This window comes from Streptomyces sp. NPDC003284 (assembly GCF_053589675.1).
In genome coordinates this window covers 299,199-321,498 of sequence record NZ_JBSFSI010000004.1, presented here as the reverse complement: position 1 = coordinate 321,498, position 22,300 = coordinate 299,199, and the positions used below count along the sequence as shown (strand labels likewise).

At 72.7% G+C, this 22,300-nt stretch carries 19 protein-coding genes and 1 pseudogene; 7 read left to right on the top strand and 13 right to left on the bottom strand.

Annotated elements, in window-relative coordinates:
• Positions 1–24: 24 nt before the first annotated feature.
• The gene (locus tag ACWDYF_RS11400; protein WP_389465604.1) at positions 25–732 is read left to right on the top strand and encodes an NUDIX domain-containing protein; all 708 of its coding nucleotides are present in this window, start codon (positions 25–27) and stop codon (positions 730–732) included.
• Between the two features lie 102 nt (positions 733–834).
• Here the strand turns inward: ACWDYF_RS11400 and ACWDYF_RS11395 are convergent, their stop codons facing one another.
• Positions 835–1,476: a CatB-related O-acetyltransferase gene (locus ACWDYF_RS11395; protein ID WP_389465607.1), complete on the bottom strand. Its 642-nt coding sequence runs from the start codon at positions 1,474–1,476 to the stop codon at positions 835–837.
• Between the two features lie 198 nt (positions 1,477–1,674).
• Here ACWDYF_RS11395 and ACWDYF_RS11390 point away from each other — a divergent pair, with 198 nt between their 5' ends.
• Positions 1,675–2,262: a TetR/AcrR family transcriptional regulator gene (locus ACWDYF_RS11390; RefSeq protein ID WP_018565251.1), complete on the top strand. Its 588-nt coding sequence runs from the start codon at positions 1,675–1,677 to the stop codon at positions 2,260–2,262.
• Between the two features lie 67 nt (positions 2,263–2,329).
• On the opposite strand, the gene ACWDYF_RS11385 is transcribed toward ACWDYF_RS11390, so the two are convergent.
• Positions 2,330–3,808, bottom strand: a complete 1,479-nt coding sequence (locus tag ACWDYF_RS11385; RefSeq protein ID WP_389465610.1) for a glycoside hydrolase family 76 protein — start codon at positions 3,806–3,808, stop codon at positions 2,330–2,332.
• Positions 3,809–4,059: 251 nt separating this feature from the next.
• Between ACWDYF_RS11385 and ACWDYF_RS11380 the strand changes: the two genes are divergently transcribed.
• Together ACWDYF_RS11380 and ACWDYF_RS11375 are read left to right on the top strand one after the other, a co-directional pair.
• Positions 4,060–4,764 carry a DUF2470 domain-containing protein gene (locus ACWDYF_RS11380; RefSeq protein WP_381742301.1) on the top strand — a complete coding sequence of 235 codons (705 nt, stop codon included), beginning with the start codon at positions 4,060–4,062 and terminating at the stop codon, positions 4,762–4,764.
• 16 nt (positions 4,765–4,780) lie between these two features.
• A complete protein-coding gene (locus ACWDYF_RS11375) occupies positions 4,781–5,461 on the top strand; it encodes an isochorismatase family protein (protein WP_389465614.1) in 681 nt (226 codons plus the stop codon).
• Between the two features lie 87 nt (positions 5,462–5,548).
• Here the strand turns inward: ACWDYF_RS11375 and ACWDYF_RS11370 are convergent.
• A pseudogene (locus ACWDYF_RS11370) lies at positions 5,549–6,300 on the bottom strand (cytochrome P450); the annotation flags it as partial.
• 146 nt (positions 6,301–6,446) lie between these two features.
• Positions 6,447–6,860 carry a DUF4345 domain-containing protein gene (locus ACWDYF_RS11365; protein WP_389465616.1) on the bottom strand — a complete coding sequence of 138 codons (414 nt, stop codon included), beginning with the start codon at positions 6,858–6,860 and terminating at the stop codon, positions 6,447–6,449.
• Positions 6,861–6,952: 92 nt separating this feature from the next.
• Here ACWDYF_RS11365 and ACWDYF_RS11360 point away from each other — a divergent pair, with 92 nt between their 5' ends.
• Together ACWDYF_RS11360 and ACWDYF_RS11355 are read left to right on the top strand one after the other, a co-directional pair.
• The gene (locus ACWDYF_RS11360) at positions 6,953–7,636 is read left to right on the top strand and encodes a TetR/AcrR family transcriptional regulator (protein ID WP_389465619.1); all 684 of its coding nucleotides are present in this window, start codon (positions 6,953–6,955) and stop codon (positions 7,634–7,636) included.
• Positions 7,637–7,714: 78 nt separating this feature from the next.
• Positions 7,715–11,152 (top strand): phosphocholine-specific phospholipase C, encoded by a 3,438-nt coding sequence (locus tag ACWDYF_RS11355; RefSeq protein WP_389465622.1) that lies wholly within the window; start codon positions 7,715–7,717, stop codon positions 11,150–11,152.
• Between the two features lie 206 nt (positions 11,153–11,358).
• Here the strand turns inward: ACWDYF_RS11355 and ACWDYF_RS11350 are convergent, their stop codons facing one another.
• Positions 11,359–11,802, bottom strand: coding sequence for a MarR family winged helix-turn-helix transcriptional regulator (locus ACWDYF_RS11350; RefSeq protein WP_168720747.1), 444 nt, complete (start codon positions 11,800–11,802; stop codon positions 11,359–11,361).
• A gap of 91 nt (positions 11,803–11,893) precedes the next feature.
• Here ACWDYF_RS11350 and ACWDYF_RS11345 point away from each other — a divergent pair, with 91 nt between their 5' ends.
• Positions 11,894–12,286, top strand: a complete 393-nt coding sequence (locus ACWDYF_RS11345) for a nuclear transport factor 2 family protein (protein ID WP_389465625.1) — start codon at positions 11,894–11,896, stop codon at positions 12,284–12,286.
• Between the two features lie 54 nt (positions 12,287–12,340).
• Here the strand turns inward: ACWDYF_RS11345 and ACWDYF_RS11340 are convergent, their stop codons facing one another.
• The 8 genes from ACWDYF_RS11340 to ACWDYF_RS11305 form a co-directional block, all read right to left on the bottom strand.
• The gene (locus tag ACWDYF_RS11340; protein WP_389465628.1) at positions 12,341–13,345 is read right to left on the bottom strand and encodes a hypothetical protein; all 1,005 of its coding nucleotides are present in this window, start codon (positions 13,343–13,345) and stop codon (positions 12,341–12,343) included.
• Entirely contained in the window at positions 13,342–14,493 is a 1,152-nt protein-coding gene (locus ACWDYF_RS11335) for a CHAT domain-containing protein (RefSeq protein WP_389465631.1), read from the bottom strand. Before ACWDYF_RS11335 ends, ACWDYF_RS11340 begins: the two co-directional genes overlap by 4 nt.
• 140 nt (positions 14,494–14,633) lie before the next feature.
• A complete protein-coding gene (locus tag ACWDYF_RS11330) occupies positions 14,634–16,721 on the bottom strand; it encodes a hypothetical protein (RefSeq protein WP_389465634.1) in 2,088 nt (695 codons plus the stop codon).
• A 253-nt stretch (positions 16,722–16,974) separates the two neighbouring features.
• The gene (locus ACWDYF_RS11325) at positions 16,975–17,835 is read right to left on the bottom strand and encodes an ABC transporter ATP-binding protein (protein WP_389465636.1); all 861 of its coding nucleotides are present in this window, start codon (positions 17,833–17,835) and stop codon (positions 16,975–16,977) included.
• A complete protein-coding gene (locus ACWDYF_RS11320) occupies positions 17,832–18,803 on the bottom strand; it encodes an ABC transporter ATP-binding protein (protein ID WP_389465639.1) in 972 nt (323 codons plus the stop codon). Before ACWDYF_RS11320 ends, ACWDYF_RS11325 begins: the two co-directional genes overlap by 4 nt.
• 5 nt (positions 18,804–18,808) lie before the next feature.
• The gene (locus ACWDYF_RS11315) at positions 18,809–19,663 is read right to left on the bottom strand and encodes an ABC transporter permease (protein ID WP_018565236.1); all 855 of its coding nucleotides are present in this window, start codon (positions 19,661–19,663) and stop codon (positions 18,809–18,811) included.
• Positions 19,660–20,625, bottom strand: coding sequence for an ABC transporter permease (locus tag ACWDYF_RS11310; RefSeq protein WP_018565235.1), 966 nt, complete (start codon positions 20,623–20,625; stop codon positions 19,660–19,662). Before ACWDYF_RS11310 ends, ACWDYF_RS11315 begins: the two co-directional genes overlap by 4 nt.
• A 6-nt stretch (positions 20,626–20,631) precedes the next feature.
• The gene (locus ACWDYF_RS11305; RefSeq protein WP_389465643.1) at positions 20,632–22,266 is read right to left on the bottom strand and encodes an ABC transporter substrate-binding protein; all 1,635 of its coding nucleotides are present in this window, start codon (positions 22,264–22,266) and stop codon (positions 20,632–20,634) included.
• Positions 22,267–22,300 lie beyond the last annotated feature (34 nt).

Sequence of the window (22,300 nt, the reverse complement as noted above, 5' to 3'; positions counted from 1 at the left end):
TTTCTGCATGTACTGTAGCGCGTCATGACCGACCAAGCGACGCCCCATCCGCTCCCCGTGCCCCGCCCCGGCATCGACATGCCCGACCACCGCGGCCGCACCGGTCTGGACCGGGCCGGACGCGACCTGGACCGCAACCCCGGCGTCGTGGTCCGCGACGTCGAACTCACCTCGCAGGGCTGGCACGTCCTGCGGCGCACCACCTTCGACTACCGCCGCCGCGACGGGCGTTGGGAGACCCAGACGCGCGAGACCTACGACCGCGGCAACGGCGCCGTCGTCCTGCCGTACGACACCGCACGCGGCCGGGTCCTGCTCGTCCGCCAGTTCCGCTACCCGGCCTACGTCAACGGCCATCCGGACGGCGTGCTCGTCGAAGCGGCCGCGGGACTGCTCGACGCGGACGATCCGCTCACCGCCGTACGGCGTGAGGCCGCCGAGGAACTCGGCGTCGCCCTCGGCCCGCTCACCCATGTCCTCGACGCCTACATGAGTCCGGGCTCCGTCACCGAACGCCTCCACTTCTTCGCCGCTCCCTACACCCCGGCCGACCGCACCGGGACGGGCGGCGGCGTGGAGGCGGAGGGCGAGGACATCGAAGTCCTCGAACTGCCCTTCACCGAAGCGCTCGCCATGACCCGCGACGGGCGGATCGCCGACGCCAAGACCATCATGCTCCTGCAATGGGCGGCCCTGGGCGGGCCGTTCGCCCCCGCAGTGGGCACCTGCTGACCTCGGCCCCCGGCCGGATTCACCGGGGGCGCTCGCTCCCGGTGAATCCGGCGAGCCCCCGCCGCATCGCCGCACCACCGCATCGCCACACTGCCGCGCAGGTCACTGGCGTGGTGCGGCGGCCTCCAGCTCGTCGATGCTGCCCGACATGATCGTCCGCACCTGTGCGGTGATGTGTTCGGCGGGCCAGTCCCACCAGGCCACCGCCAGCAGCCGGGCGACGTCGCGGTCGTCGTAGCGGGTGCGGATGAGGCGGGCCGGGTTGCCGCCGACGATGCCGTAGTCCGGGACGTCGGCGGTGACCACCGCGCCGGCGGCGACGATCGCGCCGTGCCCGATCCGCACACCGGGCAGCACGGTGGCGCCGTGGCCGAACCAGACGTCGTTGCCGACGACGGTGTCCCCCCGTTCGGGCAGGCCGGTGAGCAGGTCGAAGTGGTCCGCCCAGGAGCCGCCCATGGTGGGGAAGGGGAAGGTCGAGGGGCCGTCCATGCGGTGGTTGGCGCCGTTCATGAGGAACCGCACCCCCGTGCCCAGCGCGCAGAACCTGCCGATGATCAGCTTCTCCGGCCCGTAGTGGTAGAGCACGTTGCGCGTCTCGAACGCGGTGGCGTCGTCCGGGTCGTCGTAGTAGGAGTACTCCCCGACCTCGATCAGCGGGGACTTCACCAGCGGTTTGAGCAGCACCACCCGCGGCTGTCCCGGCATCGGGTGGAGAATCGTCGGGTCGGCGGGTACGGGCATGCGGAGAGGTCCCCTCGGTCTCGGACCGGTCGCGGTCCGGTGCGCTCGGAACGGTCGGGCCGCCCGGATCGGTCAGCCCGCCCGGATCGGTCGGGTCGATCAGATCGGCACGGGGCGTGCCGATCGTACGAACCGTCATCCTGTGGCCTCGGACGAGGGCCTGTCAACGGCATGACGCGTGCCGTTAAAGTCGGACCCATGGCGACCGAACCCCCGGCCCCCCGGCGCCGGGGCGCCGCCCGCACCGAAGCGCTGCTCCAGGTGACGCTCGACCTGGCCGCGGAGGTCGGGTACGCGGGCCTGAGCATCGAGGCCATCGCCCGCCGGGCCGGGGTCGGCAAGCACACGGTCTACCGCCGCTGGCCGGGCAAGGCGGCGCTGCTCCTCGACGCGCTCCACCGCGCCTGGATGACGGACCTGGACTACGGCGACACCGGTGAGATCCGCTCCGACCTGCGCGAGCAGTTCCTGCGCTCCACCGCCGCCCTCGCCGATCCGCCGATCGGACAGGTCTACCGCGCGGTCATCGCCGAGGCCCAGTCCGACCCCGCGCTGCGGGCGACGCTGTACGAGCGGTTCCTGCGCACCGCCGAACAGCGCACCCTGGAGCGGATCACCCGCGCCCAGCGCGACGGCGAACTGCGCGCGGACGCGGATCTGACGTTCGCCGCCGAGGTGCTGTGCGGGGCGCTGTACTACCGCCACCTGCTGACGCCGCTGCCGGTCGACGAGAGCGCGGTCGACGGACTGCTGGACATGTTCATGGACGCGTACGCCGCGCGGTGACCGGCATGCCCGGTCCGGGCACCCGCCTTCCCGGCCATCCGCCCTCTCGGCCACTGTCGGCGCGCGCCTACTGCCCTGCGGCGTTGAGCAGATCGAGGACGCTCTGCTGGCACCCGTAGTCGGTGGTGCCCGCCCCGCCGTTCCAGTGCGGGCCGTACTGGTCGAGGGAGTTGCGGTCCTTGGCGTACGCCGCGTCCGCCCACCGGTCGAGCGTCGCGGCGTAGGGGTGGTCGGTCAACTGGGCGTCCAGCCTGCCGAGTCCGCGGACGTAGGCGCCCTTGAACGACGGGCCGTCGCCGGTGCAGCCGTCGGACTCACCGGGCTCGCGCAGGACGCCGTCGGTCGCCAGCCGGGAGGTGGAGGCGTCGGCGAGTTCACGGGCCGTGCTCAGCAGACCGCTGTCGCCGGTCGCCCGGAACAGCTCGGTGAGGCCGCCGAGGACGACGCCCTGGTTGTAGGTCCACGTGGTCTGCCCGTTGTTGGCGCACGCGTCGGTGAGACCGTCGTTGATCAGGTGGTCCTTGTTGATCATCCCGCTCTGCCGGAACCACGACCACTCCCGCTGCGCGCGCTCCAGATAGGCGGTGTCCCCGGGGATCCGGTTGTGGAGCGCCGCGTTGAGCTGGAGGAACAGCTCGTTGGTGATGGCGTTCTTGTAGGTCTTGGTCCTGTTCCACAGGACCCCGCCCCCGCACACGCCCGACCAGGAGGCGTTCATGTGGTCCGCGTCGGCGCGCGCGGTGGCGAGGTAGCGGCCGTCACCGGTCGCGTCGTACGCCGCGATCCAGGCGAGCCCCCACCAACCGGTGTCGTCCAGATAGTCGTTGGTGAAGTCGCCGCCCTGGGCACGGAGGTTCTTGTCGTAGGTGGTGGCGATGGCGTACTTGTAGCTGGGCATACCGCTGACCCGGGCGTTGTCGATGATGGCGGTGAGCGCGTTGGCGGCGGTCCACCAGCCGTTGCCGCCGAAGAGCCCGGTGCCGCGGTCGTAGGACATCATCAGCGCCGTCGCCGCCGCGGTCCCCCGGCTCCAGGCGTTGCGGTCCACCCGGGCCCAGGCCGTGCAGGCGATCTCCGCCCGGTCACCGGCCTTGCCGCAGGCGCGCAGCGCCCCGACCCCGGCGGTGTTCCAGTCGTCGACGTTGTACATCAGGGTCCGCCAGCCACGTGACCCGTCCGGTGTCCGGGTGTCGCCGAGCTTGCTTCCGGAGGACCATGACCTGCCGCCGTCGAAGCTGCGGTCGAGCCAGACCTCGTCACCGGGATCGCCCGTGTCGATCGAGGCCCAGCCCATGACATCGTTGTCGGAGAGGTGGAGACGGATGCTGCGGCCGTAGAGCGAGCTGCTCACCGGGACGCGTTCCGAGATGGCGGCGGAGGGGTCGCGGGCGTCGCAGTAGAGGTCGCAGACGGCCGCTGCCGTACCGGCGGTGGCTGCCGCCGGGGCGGGTGCGGTGGTTCCGGTGGCCGCCGCGGGTGCCGCGGTGAGCAGCGTGGCGGCGAGCGACAGTCCCGCCGCCGTACGCCTTCTTCCGAACAGGGTCATGTCCGCCTCTTCTCCGTGTTCTCCGATGTCTCTGCGGCCTTTGCGGTCTTCTCGTTCTCCGTGCCGGGGCACCGGGGCACCGGGGCACCGGGCTGTGCCGCTTCGCTCGTCGCATTGTCTCGCTCATGTCAAGAGAGGGGAGGTCGCGCGTCCCTCGGGCCGCCCCGGTACGGGATGCCGCTGGTCCTCGGGATCAAGGTGCGGTAGGTTAGGTTAGGCAAACCTAAGTTATTCGTTGCGGAGGACTCCGGATGCGTCACTTCCTCAGCCGTGCCGGCGCGCCGTCAGCCGCCGAGCGCGTACGCTCGATCCTGGCCGCCGCCCACTCGATGACCGTGGTCAGCGACGGACGCGGCCACGAGGTGCGCCGGCTGGACGGCCTCGGCGCCATGGGGCACTTCCACCTCCACGCCCCGTGCGAGAGCGGCGGCGCCTCGACCGGCACGCGGGTCCCGGTCCGGCTCGAACTCACCGACATCGCCCCCACGCCCGTGCGGGACCGGCTGCGCGCCCGGGTCACGCTGACCGGAGTGCTGGGCGCCCCGTACGACGCCGAAGCCACCGAGAGCACCTGCATGGAGTTCGGGCAGGCCGTCCTGGAGGACGCCGCCGGACGCTCGTACGTGACGCTCCCGGAGCTGGAGACGACCGAACTCGACCCGCTGGCGCTGTGCGAGGCGGGCATGCTGACCCATCTCGTCGACGAGCACGCCGACTTGGTGCCCCGCCTGCTGCGGCTCGTCCGCCCGCGCCCCGAGGGCGGTGTGCGGCGGGTGCTCCCGCTGGCCGTCGACCGCTACGGCCTGACCCTGCGCCTGGAGTACCGGCGCACCCACCGCGACGCCCGTGTGCCGTTCCGGACCCCGGTACGGCACATCGACCACGTCGGGACCCAGATCCACGCCCTGCTCGCGGCCTCGCGCCGCATCTCCCACACCGGCCGGATGCCGGCCTGAGCCGAAAGGCCGAGACATGACGTCGTCGAGTGTCGTCCCGTACCGCATGCCCGACGCGGTGCCGGTGCCGGACGACAGCCCCTGCTGGACCATCGATCCGCACCGCTCGGCGCTCCTCGTGGAGCACATGCAGAAGCCCGTCCTGCGCGCCCTGCGCGACACCGCGCCGGTCGGTGAACTCGTCGCCAACATAGGCAGATTGGTGCACTGCGCGCGCTCCGGCGGAGTGCCCGTCCTCTATGTGACCGCGGCGCCCGGCAGACAGGTGGGCGGGAAAGGCGTACGGGCCGCCGCCCGGCCGGATCCGGTCCCGCCGGAGGACGAGTTCGCCGCGGCGGAGGCGCGCGCGGTCGTCGAGGTGCTCCAGCCGCAGACCGGCGACACGGTCCTGACCGCCAAGCGCTACAGCGCGTTCGCCGGGACCCGGCTGCGGTCGCGACTGAAGGAGCTGGGACGCGACCAGTTGGTGGTCGTCGGCGCGACGGCACGCACGGACGTCCTGCTCACCGCGGCCGACGCCTGGATGCAGGACCTGCGCCCCGTGGTCGTCGCCGACGCCGTGGCCGACCGCACCGCCGCCCACCACGCGATGGCCGTCCAGTGGCTGGCCGACACCTGCTCCATGGTCACCCTCACCGACTCCGTGGCGGCGGCGTTCCGTGCCCGTACCGGCTCCCCGCAGGCCGCGGCGACCTGAACGGCCCGCGGACGACCGGTCATCGGTCCCGCGGACGGCCGGTCACCGGCCCCGCGGCCGTACCGTCATCCGGATCCCGTCCCGTGCCTACAGGACGAACCGTTCCTCCGGGGTCACCTCGTGTCCCGGTGCGGGGGAGAAGCGCAGGCGGGCGAGGAGGACGGCCAGGACGAGCCGGGCCTCCACCGTGGCCAGGGCGGCGCCCTCGCAGCCGCGCGGGCCGAAGCCGAAGGGGATGTGGGCGAGCCGCGGGCGCCCGGCCGCCGCGCCGGGCGCGAACCGTCCGGGATCGAACCGCTCCGGCTCGGGCCAGTACGCGGCGTTCAGGTGCACCGCCCAGAACGGCAGGAACACCGCCGTCCCCGCCGGGATCGCGTACGGCCCGACGGCCAGGTCCCCGGTGGCCTCGCGCGCGCCGTACGGGCCGGGCGGGAACAGGCGCATCGACTCCTTCGGCACCATGCCGAGATACGTGAGCCGCCGCAAGTCGCCGTAGCCGGGCGCGGCGCGCCCGCCGAGCACCCGGTCCAGCTCGGCACCGACGCGGTCGGCCACCTCGGGGTGGCGGCCCAGCAGGTGCGGCGTCCAGGAGACGGCGACACCGGTGGTGTGGTGGGCGGCGAGCAGCGTCACCCTCACGGTGTCCCGGATCCGCGCCGGACTCTCCCCCGCCTCGGCGAGCGCCCCGATCACATTGCCCCGTAGAGCCGGCCGGGGTACTCGGTCAGCACCTCCTCGAACGCGGCGACGACACGGTCCGCGTCCGTACCGGCGTCCGCGCCGCCGAGCGCGAACCCGCAGATCATCCGGAGCGACAGCGCGGCCAACTCCTGCTGGAGCTACACCGGTTCACCTCGGGCTGTGCGGCGAGGCGGTCCGCTCACCCGTTCACCCGGTCACCCAGCGTCCCGGCATCGTGGCGTCCCGGCAACCCTGCGCCGGGGGAGGGAGCGGTACGCCGCCCCCTCCGGCCCCCGCCGCCGCTTCACGCCGGTTCGGCCCCCGCCGGAGCGGCGTCCCTCAGCTCGCGTTCCTCCGCCGCCGCCAGCCAGAAGAACACCGGCGGCAGGCCGAGTTCGGGCACCGTCAGGACGAGCTGGAACCACTGCGGGCGGCCGTCCACGGCGAGCGAGAGCAGTCGGCCCGCGCCGCCCAGCAGGAACACACCGGCCAGCCATCGCACCGCCTGGGCGGGGATCGGACGCTGCCGCGCCGCCCACAGCCAGGCCAGTCCGTAGCCGACGAAACTGGATCCCATGAACCGGCCCCAGCTGTCGACCGTCGCCCCCGCCGAACCGGCCCCGGGGATCGCCGCGTTGCCGAGGGCCACGTGATACAGGCCGATCGCCACACAGGCCCAGCCCATCAGCCGGGTGAGTACGCGCAGAGTCCTGGCCATCGGGGGCCTCCCCGTCGTCGCGGTGGAATCCGGTCGGCGTGCGGCTCCTACAGTGGGTGCACTAGTAGACGTGTGTCAACTAAGCTGCGCGCGTGTCCCCTCGCCAGCGCCTCACGCCCGACGCCCGCCGCGCCCAGCTCCTCTCCGTCGGCGCGCGGCTCTTCGCCGCGCACCCGTACGACGATGTGCCGATGGAGCAGGTCGCCGCCGAGGCGGGTGTCTCCCGCGCCCTGCTGTACCGCCATTTCCCCAGCAAGCACGCCCTGTTCGCGGCCGTGTACCGGCAGGCGGCGGACCGGCTGCTCGCGCAGACCCGGCTCGACCCCGCCGACTCCCTGGCGGAACAGCTCGTCCAGGGCATGGACGTCCACCTCGACTACTTCGTGGCCAACCGCAACGCGGTCCTCGCCGCCAACCGGGTCCTCGCGGGCGATCCGGTGATCCAGACGATCATGACGGACGAGCTGGACGCGCTCCGGGCGCGGCTGCTCGCCGTGCTCCCGCTCGCGGACGAGGGCGCCCGCGCGGCCGTGTCCGGCGTCCTGAAGAGCTGGCTGGTCTTCGTCCGGGTCCTGTGCGTCGACTGGCTCACCCAGGAGACCTGTACCCGTGAGCAGGTGCGCGACGTCTGCGTCGGCGCGGTTCTCGGCGCCCTGCGCCCCCTCCTCGACCTGGACCCCGCCCCCGGCCACGGCTCCGCCCCCGACCGGCCGCACGGTGCCCCGGACCCGGCGCCGCCGCTTCCCCCGGACCGGGTGCGGCAGGCGAACATCTGATGTCGCTGACTGAACGGTCGGAGAAATCCTGCCGCGCATGGTTATGCGGTGCGGTATTGGCGATCTAGCCTTCCGCGCATGTCTGATGTTTCCCGCCGCAAGGTCCTCGGCGCACTCTCCGGTGGTGCCGCGCTCTCCCTCCTGCCCCCGTCCCTGCACCAGGCGATGGCCGCGCCCATGCCCCGGGGCGGCCTGCGTGCCATCGAGCATGTGATCGTCCTGATGCAGGAGAATCGTTCCTTCGACAACTACTACGGAACGCTCAAGGGCGTGCGCGGCTTCGGCGACCGTACGCCGCTGCGCCTGCCCAGCGGGGACAGCGTCTTCGAGCAGCCGCGCGCCCAGGGCGGCAAGGTGCTGCCGTTCTCCGCGCGCCGGGCGGCGGTCGACGCGGGCCGCAAGGAGAGCGACATCCAGTACCTGGGATCGCTCGCGCACGGCTTCTCCGACGCCAACCAGGCCCGCGGCAAGGGCTGGTGGAACGACTGGGTCGCCGCCAAGACGCAGAGCACCATGGCCTTCTACGACCGGCAGGACATCCCGCTCCAGTACGAACTGGCCGACCGCTTCACCATCTGCGACTCCTACTTCTGCTCCGTCTACGGCTCGACCAACCCCAACCGCCTCTACCTGTGGTCCGGCAAGACCGGCTACGAGCCGGACGGCGTCAACCGCGCCGTCACCAACGCGGCCTACGACTACAACCACGCCGGCTACGACTGGACGACGTACCCCGAGCGTCTGGAGGCCGCCGGTGTCTCCTGGCAGATCTACCAGGAGTGGGACAACTTCACCGACAACGCGGTGGAGTACTTCCGGCCGTGGAAGGAGATCGGCCGCAAGATCCTCGCCAAGGTCACCGGCAAGTACGCCACCACCGAGCAGTTCTACGACAGCCTTCCGGGCATGACCGTCGCACAGCGCACGACCGCGCTGGCCGAGTTCCAGCGGGGCGTCGACGCGCTGACCGAGGCCGAGCGGCGGCTCTTCCGGCGCGGCGCCTACCGTTCCGAGCCGGACACGCTCGTCGACCGCATCCGGTCCGACATCAAGGCGGGCACCCTGCCGAAGGTCAGCTGGGTGGTGCCGACCGCGGCGCTGTCCGAACACCCCAGCAGCTCCACCCCGGTCGGCAGCGCCAACCTCGTCTACGACCTCCTCGACGCCATCGCGAGCGACCCGAAGACCTGGTCGAAGACGGCGCTGTTCATCAACTTCGACGAGAACGACGGCTACTTCGACCACGTGCCCGCCCCCGTCGCGCCCAAGCCGGCCTCCGGCAACGGCGACGACTGGTTCAACGGCAACCCCGTCGGCCCCGGCCCGCGCGTGCCCATGACCGTCGTGTCGCCGTGGACCGTGGGCGGGTTCGTCAGCTCGGAGGCGTTCGACCACACCTCCGTCATCCGCTTCCTGGAGAAGTGGACCGGCGTCCACGAGCCCAACATCAGCGACTGGCGCCGCAGCGTGTTCGGCGACCTGACCTCCGCCTTCGACTTCCACCGCGGCCAACGCCAGCCCCAGGTCGAGCAGCCCGGACCGGTGCCCGCCGCCGTCGGCCGCTGGAACCCCGTACCGCCCAAGGAGCAGGCGCTGCCCCGGCAGGAGGAGGGCACGCGCCGGACGCGCCCCCTGCCCTACCGGCTCTCGCTGCGGACCTCCCTCACCCGCTCCGGGCTGCGCCTGCACCTGGGCAACCAGGGCACCGTGGCCGCCCCGTTCACCGCCTATCCCGGTGACGGCAGCGCCCCGAGCACCTGGACGGTGGCCGCCCGCAGGAGCACCGACACCACGGTGGAGTACGGCGCCGACGGCTACGACCTCCAGGTCCGCGGCCCCGGCTGGTCCACCTGGGAGCTGCGCGGGACGGGCGTGGGCGCCGACGCGTACCTCGTGGAGCACCCGGCCGCCGGACAGGCGGAGATCGTCTGCACCAACTCCTCCTCCCGCACCCGCACCCTGCTCGTCGGCGAGTCGGTCTACGCCCACCGGCACGGCGGCGCGGTGCACACCGTCACCCTCGCGCCCGGCAGGTCCCGCGGTGTCCGGCTCCGCCTCGCGGACCACGGCTGGTACGACATCGCCGTCCTGGACCGGGACGACCCGGCCTTCCTGCGCCGGATGACCGGACGGCTGGCGGACGGCGAGCCCGGTGTCACCGACCCGGCGACCGGCACCGCCCCCGCGCTGTCCGCGTCGATCGGCCTGCCCGCCGCGCTGCCGCCCCTGGACACGCCGTTCACCCAGGGGAACCCGACCGAGGTCGTCGTCACCGTACGCAACCAGGACCGGGGCCGGCTCGACACGCTCTCCGTCGCGCTGCTCGCCCCCTCCGGCTGGTCGGTGAAGCAGACCGGTACGGCCCCCAGGCGGCTCGCGGGCGGGGAGTCGGCCGAGGTGCGCTTCACCGTCACGCCCTCCGACACGGCCACCGCGGGCCGGCTGGCCGTCGCCGCGCACGCGGAGGGCGGTGGCCTGCTCAGGTGGGCCGACGCACGGGTGCGGACGGCGGTCGCCCCCGCCATGAGCGTCACGCTCGCCGGGCCCGCCGCCTCGCCGGGCACCGACGGCACCGTGCTCTCGCCGGGCCGCCCCACCACGGTGACCGCCACCGTCACCAACGCCGGCGGCACCCCGCTCACCGGTCTGGCCGCCACCCCGGCACTTCCCGCGGGCTGGAGCGCCACCGTCCGGGGCACCGCGCCCACCTCGGTACCGGCCCGCTCGTCGGCGACCCTGAGCTGGGACGTGACCGCCCCCGCCACCGCGGCCCGCGCCTCCGGCACGCTCACGGCGGCCGTGAAGGCGAAGCTGCGCGGCACCGACACGCAGGTGTCGGCGTCCCTGCCCCTGCGGACCGGCCCCGTCCTGACCGGGTACCTGCTCGCGGAGGACTTCGAGTCCCTCGCTCCCGCGCTGGCACCCGCCGCCGACCTGAGCCGGCCCGGACTGCTCGGCTGGACCCCGACCGCGCCCAAGGGCTGGACGGTCACCAACGCGCCCGGCATGCCGCAGGGCACCCGGGAACTCCAGGGCTGGACCTTCCTGTCCAAGCAGTTCTGGTTCCCCGGCGGGCAGGACCGGCCCGCGTTCAGCCGCTCGCTCGGCGTCGTCGCCGTCGCCGACCCCGACGACTGGGACGACACCGGCAGCCCGTCCGGCCGGGGCCGCTTCGACTCGACGCTGACCAGCCCGGCGGTGGCCCTGCCCGCGGGCACCGCCACCCTGCACCTCGGCTTCGACTCCCACTACCGGCAGGAGAGCCCGCAGGAGGCCGAGGTCACCGTCGAGTTCGACTCCGGCGAGAAGGTGCAGCTGCTGCACTACAGCAGCGCCGCCACGGGCAACACCAACCTGGGCAAGGACCAGGAGAACCGCCTCGTCACGCTCTCCTGCCCGGTCCCGGCCGGCGCCACCTCGGTGAAGGCGAACTTCCGCGTCTTCAACGCGGGCAACAACTGGTTCTGGGCCATCGACCACATCCGTCTGGGCACCGGCCCGATCGCCGACGCCTGATCCGCCCGGGGGCCGGGCACACCCGGCCCCCGATCCCACTGCCGTCCCTTCCTCGTCCCTTCCCCTGTCCTTTGCGGCCCTCCCCGGCCCGTCCGACGCCGTACGCGTCGGGCGGGCCGGTCCTGTGCCCGGTCCTGTGTCCGGTCCTCCCGTGTCCGGGCTGTCGGGCACGCCCGGACCTCCTGGGCTCCCGGGAGTACGGGCCGTCAGGAGAACGGCCCCTCCGCGGTGAAGCGGCGCAACTGGCGGGCGAAGGTCTCGGCCTCCTCGGGCGGCCAGGAGTCGAGGCTGCGCGCGATGTGCCGGACCAGGCGCTCGCGCAGCTCGCCCACGGTCCGTTCGCCCTCCTCGGTGAGGACCAGGAGCGAGGCGCGGCGGTCGGCGGGATCCGGCTCCCGGCGGACGAGTCCGGCCGCCTCCAGACGGGACGCGCGCCGGGTGACGCCGGAGCGGTCGAGACCGACCTCCGACGCCAGGTCGGCCGCGCTGCGCGGCCCGGTCCGGGCCAGCGCGCTGAGCACCGGATACGTCAGCTCGTCCAGCGCCTCGCCCATGCCCTCGGTCAGCCGGCCGTGCAGCTTCGTGCGCGTCGTACGTCTGAGCAGCACGCCGAGCGCGTCGGCGATCTCTTGTCCCACTCGGTTCTCCACCCTCGGAACAATAGCGTGCGCGGTGCACGCTTCTGGTGCTAGGGTCCTCTTAAGAGCGTGCGCGGCGCACGCATTCTGGAAAGGTGGACCCATGTCCCGCACCGACATCCGCACCGCACTCACCGACCTGCTCCTCACCCCCGGCCTCACCGTGGAGGAGGCGGCCGGGCGGCACTTCACCCCCGACTACCGGCAGCGCACCGACGGCGACTGGGCCGACCGCGCCGCATTCCTCGACCACATCACCCACCTGCGCACCGTCGTCGACGGCGGCCGCGTCGAGGTGCACGAGGAGCTGCGCGACGGCACCCGCTACGCCGACCGGCACACGGTGCACATCACCAAGAAGGACGGCTCGGCCGTGGCCATGGAGGTCTATCTGTTCGCCGAACTCGCCGCCGACGGACGCTTCCGCCGTATCGAGGAGACCACCCTGATGCTCCAGGGCGCCGAGGACGACCGGACGCTGGGCAGCGCCCGCTGACACCGCACGGCGTCCCCGGCGGCCCGGCACCGGCCGGGGCCCGCCCCTCCCGGCTCAGCGCGCGGCGTCCGCCAGCGAGAGCAGGAGGTGCGCGGACTCCGGCCGGTAGAAGTCCGAATGGGCGCCGCCCGTGACGCGGTTGCCCTCGACGAACAGCTTCGTGGCGTCGATGTTCACGAGCCGCTTGCCCTCGGGGAACACATACGGGGTGCCGACGCCGTGGACGGTCAGCCGTCCGATCTGCCCGGCCGGGGCGGTCGCCCCGAGGTGCCCGACGGCGTTCTGCTTCTCGCTGCGGCGGTGGTAGAAGCCGAGGGCCGTGTCGGAGGGGGAGTAGGTCATCGCGACCGGCGCGTTGAGCACGCTCGGCCCGAGGATCGCGCTGTACGGCTCCCGTGCGAAGGCGTCGGCGGGCAGCGCCGCCTGGAAGAGGGTGAGGCTGTCCAGGGTCCACGGGTAGGCGCTGTCCCCCCAGTCCCAGGCGAGGGTGTCGGGGCCGCCCCGGGCCAGGCGTTCGGTCGCCTCCAGGATGCCGTGCAGCAGGAAGCGGCTGCCGAAGGAGTGGCCCACGCAGTGCAGATACTGCCCATAGGAGCCGGTCAGGACGTCCGGGCCGGGCTCGGGCATGTCCCGGTGGTCGTTGAAGTACCCGAGCACGGCTCCCAGAATCCGCGGCACCTGGCCGTCCAGGGACATCGACGCCGTGCGGTCGCGGATCGTGCGGTAGTCCAGCGGCAGCCGCCTGTCGGCCGACGGCCAGCGTACGCACACGAACTGCGGGCGGAAGCCGTCGATGCGCGGATACGCGCCGGGCTGCTCGTCCCACACCGACTCGACCAGGGAGAACAGCCTCCGGGCGTCGGCCTCGGCCCGCTCGGCTGAGGTCCGCCAGCCGTGGACGTAGAGGAAGATGTCGGTGGTGTCCTCGCGCAGTCCCAGCCGCTGCTCCAGATGCCCGGGTACGTCGTCGGCGGTGACGCGGCCACGGCCGCCGGGCCGCAGCAGATGCCCGTCCGCGTCCAGGTCGATCACGTTCCACTGCGGTCCGGCGCCGGTCATGGGCTCCCCGTCTCGGCTATCAGGCGGCTGTCGATACCCCGTACCAGGGTGAACGCCAGACCGAGCGGCGTGGCGTGCTGGGAGATGAACTCCTGGGTGAGATGGCGCATCACCGGGGCCGCGCACTCGCCCTTGAAGAACTCCTCGAAGAACCGGCAGGTGAAACGGCTGGCGAACTGTGTACTGACCTCTATCTGCGGGCCGATGACACACCCCACGCCGAGTTCGAAGAACGGTCGCGCCAGGCCCTCCTGGAAGTACATGCCGACGCGGCCGCCCTCGCAGACCATCATGAAACACAACGGGTTGCTCAGCCGTTCGCTCCGGTCGCAGGCCCAGTCGTGTATGTCGTCGGCGTAGATGGGCTCGTTGTCGCTGAGGACGACCTTGGCCTGATGCTCCCCTCTGCGGTCGGTACGGACCCCGGTGCCGTGCGCGCCGAAGACGAGTACGTGGTGGTCCGAGTCCCGTGCGATCAGCGACGCGGAGGTCTGCGGCTTCGTGTGGTGCTCCTGGCAGTCGGCATGGGTCTCGACGACGTTGCGCACCGGCTGGAGCGGGCAGGTGTCCGGCTGGTCCCTGTTCTCCAGCCGGGTGTCGAAGTGCAGACTGGCCCTCGGCCGCTCCGTCCCGTAGTGGATGAAGGGGTCGTAGTCCGGGACGCAGCCGAGGTTGTGCTCCACGATGTGCGTGTAGCCGAGGAAGCCGGTCCACTGGCCCGGAGCACCGGCGTTCAGGAGCGCGCCGGGATCGGGGTGCAGATAGAGCATGCCCCACGGGACGAAGAGGTCCTCGGAGGTGACGGTGATGGTCTGCGGGCCGCTGCGCAGGGCCTGGGCCAGGGCCTCTTCCAGGCGCTTCAGGCCGTTGTCCCCCTTGCGGAACAGCAGCCGGTACAACGACTGCCCCGCAAGGGCCAGTTCGGTGCAGACCGTGGCGAGTTCGCTCTCCGCGTCCCGCGCGCCGACGGTCTGGGCGGGGAAGCCGTCGTAGACGTAGCGGCCGGCGACCCTTCGCCGCACGACCTTCTCTGCCCACTGGTCGTGCAGGTTCGCGACGCCCGCCGCCACGTCCCGCTGGCTGCACTTCAGGAGTCCCTTGTACGGCGCGTTGCCGTCGTAGGGCAGCGCGGGCCCGTGGGCCCGCACACTGTATCCGCCGTGTGTCGCCTCGAATTCCAGGAATATGGTTCTTTCCTGTAACCGCCCCGGGTGCGACCGCGGGAGTCGCTCAAGGTTCTCGTACGCGTCGTCCAGCTCAAAATCGAGTTCGACGTCAGATGGCATGTTCAGTGTTCCGCACCGTCCCCGTCGGTGACATCCAGCGTGCTCTTGATGCGCTGGATCACGGCCCCGTCGGCACTGCGCACCACGTCGATGCGCAGCGTCAGCGGTTCGGCGGTACGGGGAGTGATCCGGAAGTCCTCCGGCGGAGTTCCGCGGTCGTCCGTCAGCCGGGTGTGGATGACGGACGGGCTGACCTTCGCCGAGCCGGCTCCTATGCGCAGCGTGAGGTCGAGGGGGTTGTCGTCGGTGGCGTCGTCCGGCCGGGGGACCCAGTCCCTGCCGTCCGGCTGGTAGTTGAACGTCACCCGGAAGCGCCGTCCGACCCGCAGCGGCATGGAGCCCTCGGCGACCCGCAGCCGGGCCCGGTGGCCCCGGTGCACCGGTCCGCGCCGGGGCGCGGGGCCCTCGCCGCCGGATCCGGACTCCTGGCGGCCGGCGGCGGGCGAGGGGGCGGGGGCCGGAGCGGGGGGCCGCGGTGCGCGCGGCAGCCGTACACCGGCGTCCGGGGACCGCGGTGTGCCGGACTCGTCCGTGCCGCCCTCGGGTTCGTCCAGCAGTACGGGGTCGAGGATCGAGGAGAGCGCCTCCCCGGGCTGGGTGGGCAGATCGCCGGGGATGCTGTCCCGCAGGAGGCTCGCCCAGGTCCGTACGGGCCCGGCGTCGTCCAGACAGGTGATGGCGGCGCCGGGGAAGTCGAAACGCCAGTTCCCGGCGGAGGGGGCCACGCTGCCCCGGAGGCGGTCGGCCATCCACGGCACGGGGTACCGGTCGTCGTCCTCGGTGTCCGTCCCGGTCAGGAACTCCGGCTCCGCCGCGCCGAGTTGCGCGGAGGTGTCCCACTCCACGAGGAGTCTGCTGAAGCCGGGCCGTGGCTCCTGCGGCGCGAAGTGCTCGGCGAGCGGGGCCGGAGGCGACGACGGGGACGACGAGCAGACGTCGAACATCATCATCACCTTCTCGGCCCGGGTCTTGCGTAACTCCCCCACCAGATCGCTGGCCAGGACGGTCTCCCCGTCCAGCAGTTCCAGGGCCAGATCGAGCACCGTGCCGGAACTTCTCACCGTGCCGTGGCAGGCCAGATAGACCAGGACCATGTTCCGGCCGTGTTCGACGAGTTCGTCCACCGCGTCGAAGAGGTGCTGCCGCGACGTCGGGGCCCTGAGCAGCGAGGCGCTGTCACGGGTGAAGCCGCAGTGGCTGCGCAGCAGGGCCCGGTACACCGTCTCGGCGTCGGCGCTCGGCTCGTACGCGGGTGTGTCCCAGGGGCCGGCGGTCTGCCGCAGCCGGCCCCCGATGGCCAGGGCGTAACGGGAGAGGACCTGGTCCAGCTCCGCGGAGTGCCGCCGGGCCGGCAGCAGGTCCGGCCGCCCCTGCGCGTGGCCCAGCAGGGCGGAGGGGATCAGCGGCCGGCTGAATCCCTGTGCGTTGCGCAGCATGGGCCGCAGATAGCCGCTGCCGCGCATGGCCGCCGCCAGCAGCCGGTACAGCTCCGGCAGGCGCATGCGCGCGCGGCGCTCGTGGGGCTCCGCCCGCAGCAGCGAGGCCAGATGCTGGGTGAAGACGGACGGCGTGTGGCTGTCGGCGGCGAACGCGAACGGCGAGGTGCCGATGGACGAGAGCACCGCGACACGGTCCCTGCTCAACCGGTCGATCTCACGCTGGAGCAGCTTGCGGCGCACGCTCTCCGCCGCGCCCGGGACCAGGCAGGTGTCCAGGATCAGCAGCCGGTCCCGGCCGGGCGACCGGGTCATGGTGCTCACCAGTTCGCGGGCGGGCAGCCATTCGGTGGGGCGGCCGTCGCCCGGGTCCAGGGCCAGGTGCAGCCGGCCCTCCGGACCGAGACGGCAGTGCCCTGTCCAGTAGACCAGCAGCCCGTCCCCCGAGGCCGCGTTGTCCGCGACCTGGCCGAGGGCGTCCGCGCCGGACCGGGGGACGACCGTGTGGCAGGTGTCCGGATCCACTCCGGCGGCATCGGGCCCGGTCAGCGCCTTCGCCAGCAGCTCGGCGTTCCGCCGCGTACCCGCGGGCAGCGAAGGGCCGTCCACCTGTCCGCCCTGGAACAGGACATGCTGGGTCACGAACGGTGCCATCAGGTCCCCCCCTCGTCACCCGAGCACACTCGCTCGATGGTAAATGTATCGGTCGCTTAAAGGGGAACTTTCGCGATTTCGGCTGGATATCTTTTGTTCGGCCTCCTGGGGCGGAACATATCTGGAGTGCCGCCCGTGCCGCCCGATGCGCCGAAACGGTTTTTCATGATTCCGCGCCGCCCGGGTGAAGGGGAATGTCCGGTCGGGCGGCGCGTGCGGGTCCGGCCGCCCGCACCGCCCGGCACCCGGCGGATCACACCTCGGGCACCGGCACCGCGGTCCGCCCGGCCCCGGACGCCGCCGCCGGGTCCCAGCCCTCGCGCGGTACGGAGGCCAGCAGCAGCCGCGTGTACGCGTGCTCCGGATCGGTCAGGACGCGGCCGGTCGGACCCTGTTCCACCACCGTGCCGCGGCGCATCACCAGCGTCTCGTCGGTGATGTGCTGCACCACGGACAGGTCGTGGCTGACGAAGACGAGGGCGACACCGGTGTCCCGCCGGATCTCGGCGAGGAGCTGGAGGATCTGCGCCTGGACGGAGACGTCGAGCGCGGCGACCGCCTCGTCCAGGACCAGGATCCGCGGCCGCACGGCGAGCGCCCGTGCGATGGCGAGGCGCTGGCGCTGGCCGCCGGAGAGCGCGTGCGGCCGGGCGTCCGCCTCCCGGGAGCCGAGCCCGACCTGGTCGAGCAGGGACTCGATGTGCGGATCCTCCGCGGGATGGCCGTGCAACCGCAGTGCCACGCGCAGACATTGACGTGCCGTCAGGCGCGGGTCGAGCGAGACGTACGGGTCCTGGAACACCATCTGGATCTCCCGGGCCCGCACGAGCCGGTCGCGCCGGGCGCGCCCACGGCGGCCCGGTGTGCGGTCCGCGCCGTCCACCGCGACCGTGCCCCGGTCGGGCCGCACCAGCCCGACGAGGGTGCGGGCGACGGTGCTCTTGCCCGATCCCGACTCGCCCACGATCCCGAGCGATCCGCCCCGGGGCACCGTGAAGGACACGTCGTCGGCGGCGGTGAGCCGGCCGCCGCCGGGCAGCCGGTAGGTCTTGCGCAGACCGGCCACGGCGAGCAGCGGGACGGTGTCGGGCGCCGTCGTGGTGGCATGGGTCATCGGGCGCTCCCGGTGCTCTGGAGGAGGAGGCGTCGGCAGGCCGCCGTACCGCCGCCGGCCACCGCCACCGGCTCCGGCCGCCAGGTCTCGCAGTCGGGCTCGGTGTGCGGGCAGCGCGCGGTGAACGGGCAGCCGGGGAACGCGTCGGCGAGGGACGGCGGGCGGCCGGGGATCGGGCGCAACGCCCGCTTCGTGTCGCCCAGTTCGGGTGAGCAGGCCAGCAGGCCCTGGGTGTAGGGGTGCCGGGCGTCGGCGAACAGCCTGCCGCCGCGCTGCTCCTCCACCACGCGGCCCGCGTACATGACGTACACGCGGTCGCAGTAGGCGGCGGCCAGATGCAGGTCGTGCGTGATGAACAGCAGTCCCAGTCCGCGCTGTTCGCGCAGGGTGCGCAGCAGGGCGAGGATGTCGGCCTGGGTGGTGACGTCCAGGGCGCTGGTGGCCTCGTCGGCGAGGAGCAGCTCCGGTTCGGCGGCGAGCGCGCCCGCGATGACGACACGTTGCAGCATGCCGCCGGAGAGTTCGTGGGGGTGCCGGCGCAGTTGCCCGGCGGGGTCCGGCAGGCCGACGGCGCCGAGGAGTTCGACGGCGCGCTCGCGGTCGGCGCGCTTGTCCCGGCGGCCGGTGCGGGCGAGCCGTTCGAGCAGGAAGTCGCCGATGCGGCGTACGGGGTTGAGGGCCGAGCGCGGGTCCTGGTGGACCATGGCGACGCTGCGGGAGCGGTGTTCGCGCAGCCGCGCGCCGGTCAGCGACAGCACGTCGGTGCCGTTGACCCGGACCTGCCCCTCGGCGTGCGCGTCCTCGGGGTGCAGGCCCAGCACGGCCTTGGCGGTGGTGGACTTGCCGGAGCCGGACTCTCCGACGAGGCCGACGACCTCCCCGGCGCCGACCCTGAGGCGGACGTCGGCCAGCAGCGGCCGGGCGGTGCCGGGCAGGGTCAGGGTGAGGTTCTCGATGTCGAGCAGCACGGGGGTTACCTCCTGGCGCCGAGCCGGTCGGCGGCCCAGACGCCGACCACGTTGAAGGCCACCACGACGGCGGCGACGGCGGTGCCCGGCACGAGTGCGGGCAGCAGGGCACCTTGGACGATGGCGGCCTGGCCCTCCTGCACCATCAGCCCCCAGTCGGAGCTGGGCGGCTGGGCGCCGAAGCCGAGGTAGCTGAGGGTGGCGAGGCTCATCAGCGCCTCGCCGAACAGGACGACGAGGTATCCGACGATCGAGCGGGCGAGGTTGGGCACCAGGTACGACACGCAGATGCGCGGCCCGCCCATACCCTGGACGCGGTAGGCGTCGATGTACGACTTGGACCGCTCGGCGAGGGCCACGCTGCGGGTGTACTTGGCGATGGTCGGGGCGAAGGCCAGCCCGAGGGCGACCACGGACGTGGTCATCCCGGTGCCGAACACGGCGATGATCAGGACGACGAACAGCAGCCCGGGGAAGGCGTACATGACGTCGGTGATCCGGGAGACCAGCGCGTCCGTCCAGCCGCCGCGCCAGGCGGCGAGCGTGCCCAGGGTGACGCCGAGGACGGCGGCGAGCAGGAGCAGCAGCAGCGGTGCGAGCAGGCTGGTCCGGGCGCCGTACAGCACCCGGGAGAGCAGGTCCTGTCCCGAGGCGTCGGTGCCGAGCGGGTGCGCGCCGGTGGTGCCGACCAGCGAGGACGACAGGTCGACGGCGTCGGGCGCGTAGGGCGCGAGCAGCGGGGCGAGGGCGGCGGCCAGGACGACGAGTCCGAGGAAGGTCCCGGCGACGCTCACGCCCCAGGGGCGGCGGGGGCGCCGGGGCCCGGGGAGGAGGACGCCGGCGGGGACGGCGGCGGTCATGCGGTGCTCCTCATGGCTTTCAGGCGCGGGTCGAGCAGCGGGTGCGCGAGGTCCACGGCGGTGGTGACGACGACGTAGGAGGTGACCATCAGCAGCAGGACGGCCTGGGCCACGGGGAAGTCGTGGCTGTTGATGGCGCCGACCAGCAGCGAGCCGATGCCGCTGATCCCGAAGACGGTCTCGATGGCGACGGTCCCGGCGAGCATGCCCGCGGTGACCAGGCCGCACATGGTGACGATGGGGCCGAGGGCGTTGCGCAGCACATGCCGGCGGACGATCTCCCGTTCGGGCAGGCCCGCCGCCCGTGCCACCGCCACGTGTTCGGCGGCGCCCGCGTCGGTCATGGCCTGCCGGGTGACCCGGCTGATCACGGCGAGCGCGCCGAGGGCCATGGCGACGGCGGGCAGCGTGAGGTGGTGGACGCTGCCGGTGAAGCCCTCGCCGCCGCCGGTCACCGGGAACCAGCCGAGCCGCACACCGAACAGGGCGACCAGGGCGATGCCGCCGACGAAGGAGGGCACGGACGCGGTGAGGGTGGTGGCGCCGACCACGGCCGAGTCGACCCAGGTGCCGCGCCGCACCGCCGCGAGGACACCGGCGCCCACGCCGAGCACCACGAACAGCACGGTGGCGTAGGCGACGAGGAACAAGGTGGTGGGGAAGCGGGCGGCCAGCAGGTCGGAGACCTGGTCGCCGTACTGGAAGGAGCGGCCGAGGTCGAGGTGGAGGCAGTCCAGCAGCCAGCGCCCGTACTGGACGACGAGCGGTTCGTCCAGGTGGTACTGGGCGCGTACGGTGGCCAGCCGCTCCGGGGTGAGTTTGTCGCGGCCCCCGGCCAGGAAGACGGCGGGGTCGCCGGGGGCGGCGTAGACGGCGGCGAAGATCACGAACGAGGCCGCGAGGAGGGTGGCCGCGAGACCCGCGAGCCGCCGTCCGGTCCGCCGCAGCACAGCGGTGAGCATGGCGGTTCAGCCCTTCTTCGCGCCGAGGCGGGCGGCCCAGGGCGAGTAGAGGTACGCCATCGAGGCGGGCGGTCCGGTGAGGTCGCCGTTCAGGACGAGGACGGTCGGCATCTGCGCGACGGGGATCCACACCGCCGCCCGGCTGAACCGCTTCTGGATGTCGACGACCAGCGCGGCGCGTTCGGCGTCGTCGATGGTGCGCAGCGCCCGCTCCACCTCGGCGTCGTAGTCGGAACTCTTGTACCCCACCCAGTTGTTGGAGCTGGTGGAGAGCCCGTTGTCGTAGAAGCCGAGCGGGTCGCTCTTGGAGATGTACCAGTCGGCGACCAGGACGTCGATGCCGGAGCGGGCCTCCTTGTCGCCGTAGAACTCCCCGTAGGTGGCGCTCGGGACGGTCTTGATCCGGGCCTTGAGGCCGAGCTGGGTGAGGGCGGCGCGGACGGCGTTGGCGATGACGAGCCGCCCCTGGGTGCTGTCGGTGCCGATCACGATCGGGCTGTCGGGCTTGGTCCTCGCCTTCTTGACCAATTCCTTGGCGGCGGCGAGGTCGGGCTCGGCGGGGGCGTCGGTGAGCTGCTTCTGCGCGGCCTCGAAGGTGGCCTTCTCGTAGCCCCAGGCGCCGGAGCCGACCGGGGTGGCCCAGGGTTCGACCAGTCCGCCGTAGCCGGATCTGGCGATGCCGGTGCGGTCCAGGGCGAGCGAGAGGGCCCGGCGGATGTCGGGGTCGGCGAGTCCGCCGCGTTCGGTGGGGATCAGGGCGAGGGTGGCCGTGCTCGGCCCGTAGTACTGCTTCAGGCCGGGCTTGCCGAGGAGGGCGGCGGCCGTGCTGACGGTGTCGAGGTAGGCGCCGTCGGCGGCGTGGGTGCTGAGCGCGTTGACCATGGCGCTGTCCTCGGCCCACCGGAAGACGACCCGTCCGGTCAGCGGCTTCTCGCCGTGGTAGCCGTCGTAGCGGGTGAGGGTGAGGGAGTCGCCGGACTTCCAGGAGGACAGTTCGTACGGCCCCGAGCACGCGTCCTTCTGCCCGGGGGTGCCGAAGTCCTTCCCGGCCTTCTCCACCTGCTCCTTGTCGTAGACGAGCCCCGCGTCGCCCGCGAGGGCCTTGGTGAACAGGGCGTCGGGCTGCTTGAAGCGGACGGTGATCTCGCGGGCGCCGGTCTTCGCCATCGCGCTGACGTTCTCGAACTCGTCGGACTGCTCCATCTCCGGGGCGGCGTGGCGGCGCAGGGAGAACAGGACGTCGTCGGCGGTCATGGTGGAGCCGTCGTGGAAGGTGACGCCGTCGCGCAGGGTCAGCACGAGCGTCCTGGCGTCGGGTCTGGTCTCCTTCGCCACCAGGGACGGCTGTACGGACATGTCGGGCTGGAGCTGGTAGAGGCGCTCGCAGACGTTGCTGAGGACGGTGCGTCCGGCGCTGCCGCCCTGGGTGTCGAGGTCGAGGGAGTCGGGCTCGTCCTCCAGCAGCCAGTTCACCGAGTCGACGGCTCCGGCGGCGCGTGCGGTGGTGGGAGTGAGCTTGAGCCTGGAGACGTCGACCCCGGCGGCCTTCTCGGACGATCCGGTGTCGGCGCCGGCACAGGCGGCGGTGAGGGTCAGCGCGCCGGCGATGCCGAGGGGCGCGAGACGGGACGTGAGCTTCATGGCGGGCTCCTGGACGGGGCTGAGGCTAAGGGGA

Coding starts and splice junctions, on each gene's coding strand:
- ACWDYF_RS11400 (WP_389465604.1), top strand. CDS start 25: ATGACCGACCAAGCGACGCCCCATCCGCTCCCCGTGCCCCGCCCCGGC.
- ACWDYF_RS11395 (WP_389465607.1), bottom strand. CDS start 1,476: ATGCCCGTACCCGCCGACCCGACGATTCTCCACCCGATGCCGGGACAG.
- ACWDYF_RS11390 (WP_018565251.1), top strand. CDS start 1,675: ATGGCGACCGAACCCCCGGCCCCCCGGCGCCGGGGCGCCGCCCGCACC.
- ACWDYF_RS11385 (WP_389465610.1), bottom strand. CDS start 3,808: ATGACCCTGTTCGGAAGAAGGCGTACGGCGGCGGGACTGTCGCTCGCC.
- ACWDYF_RS11380 (WP_381742301.1), top strand. CDS start 4,060: ATGCGTCACTTCCTCAGCCGTGCCGGCGCGCCGTCAGCCGCCGAGCGC.
- ACWDYF_RS11375 (WP_389465614.1), top strand. CDS start 4,781: ATGACGTCGTCGAGTGTCGTCCCGTACCGCATGCCCGACGCGGTGCCG.
- ACWDYF_RS11365 (WP_389465616.1), bottom strand. CDS start 6,860: ATGGCCAGGACTCTGCGCGTACTCACCCGGCTGATGGGCTGGGCCTGT.
- ACWDYF_RS11355 (WP_389465622.1), top strand. CDS start 7,715: ATGTCTGATGTTTCCCGCCGCAAGGTCCTCGGCGCACTCTCCGGTGGT.
- ACWDYF_RS11345 (WP_389465625.1), top strand. CDS start 11,894: ATGTCCCGCACCGACATCCGCACCGCACTCACCGACCTGCTCCTCACC.
- ACWDYF_RS11340 (WP_389465628.1), bottom strand. CDS start 13,345: ATGACCGGCGCCGGACCGCAGTGGAACGTGATCGACCTGGACGCGGAC.
- ACWDYF_RS11330 (WP_389465634.1), bottom strand. CDS start 16,721: ATGGCACCGTTCGTGACCCAGCATGTCCTGTTCCAGGGCGGACAGGTG.
- ACWDYF_RS11325 (WP_389465636.1), bottom strand. CDS start 17,835: ATGACCCATGCCACCACGACGGCGCCCGACACCGTCCCGCTGCTCGCC.
- ACWDYF_RS11315 (WP_018565236.1), bottom strand. CDS start 19,663: ATGACCGCCGCCGTCCCCGCCGGCGTCCTCCTCCCCGGGCCCCGGCGC.
- ACWDYF_RS11310 (WP_018565235.1), bottom strand. CDS start 20,625: ATGCTCACCGCTGTGCTGCGGCGGACCGGACGGCGGCTCGCGGGTCTC.
- ACWDYF_RS11305 (WP_389465643.1), bottom strand. CDS start 22,266: ATGAAGCTCACGTCCCGTCTCGCGCCCCTCGGCATCGCCGGCGCGCTG.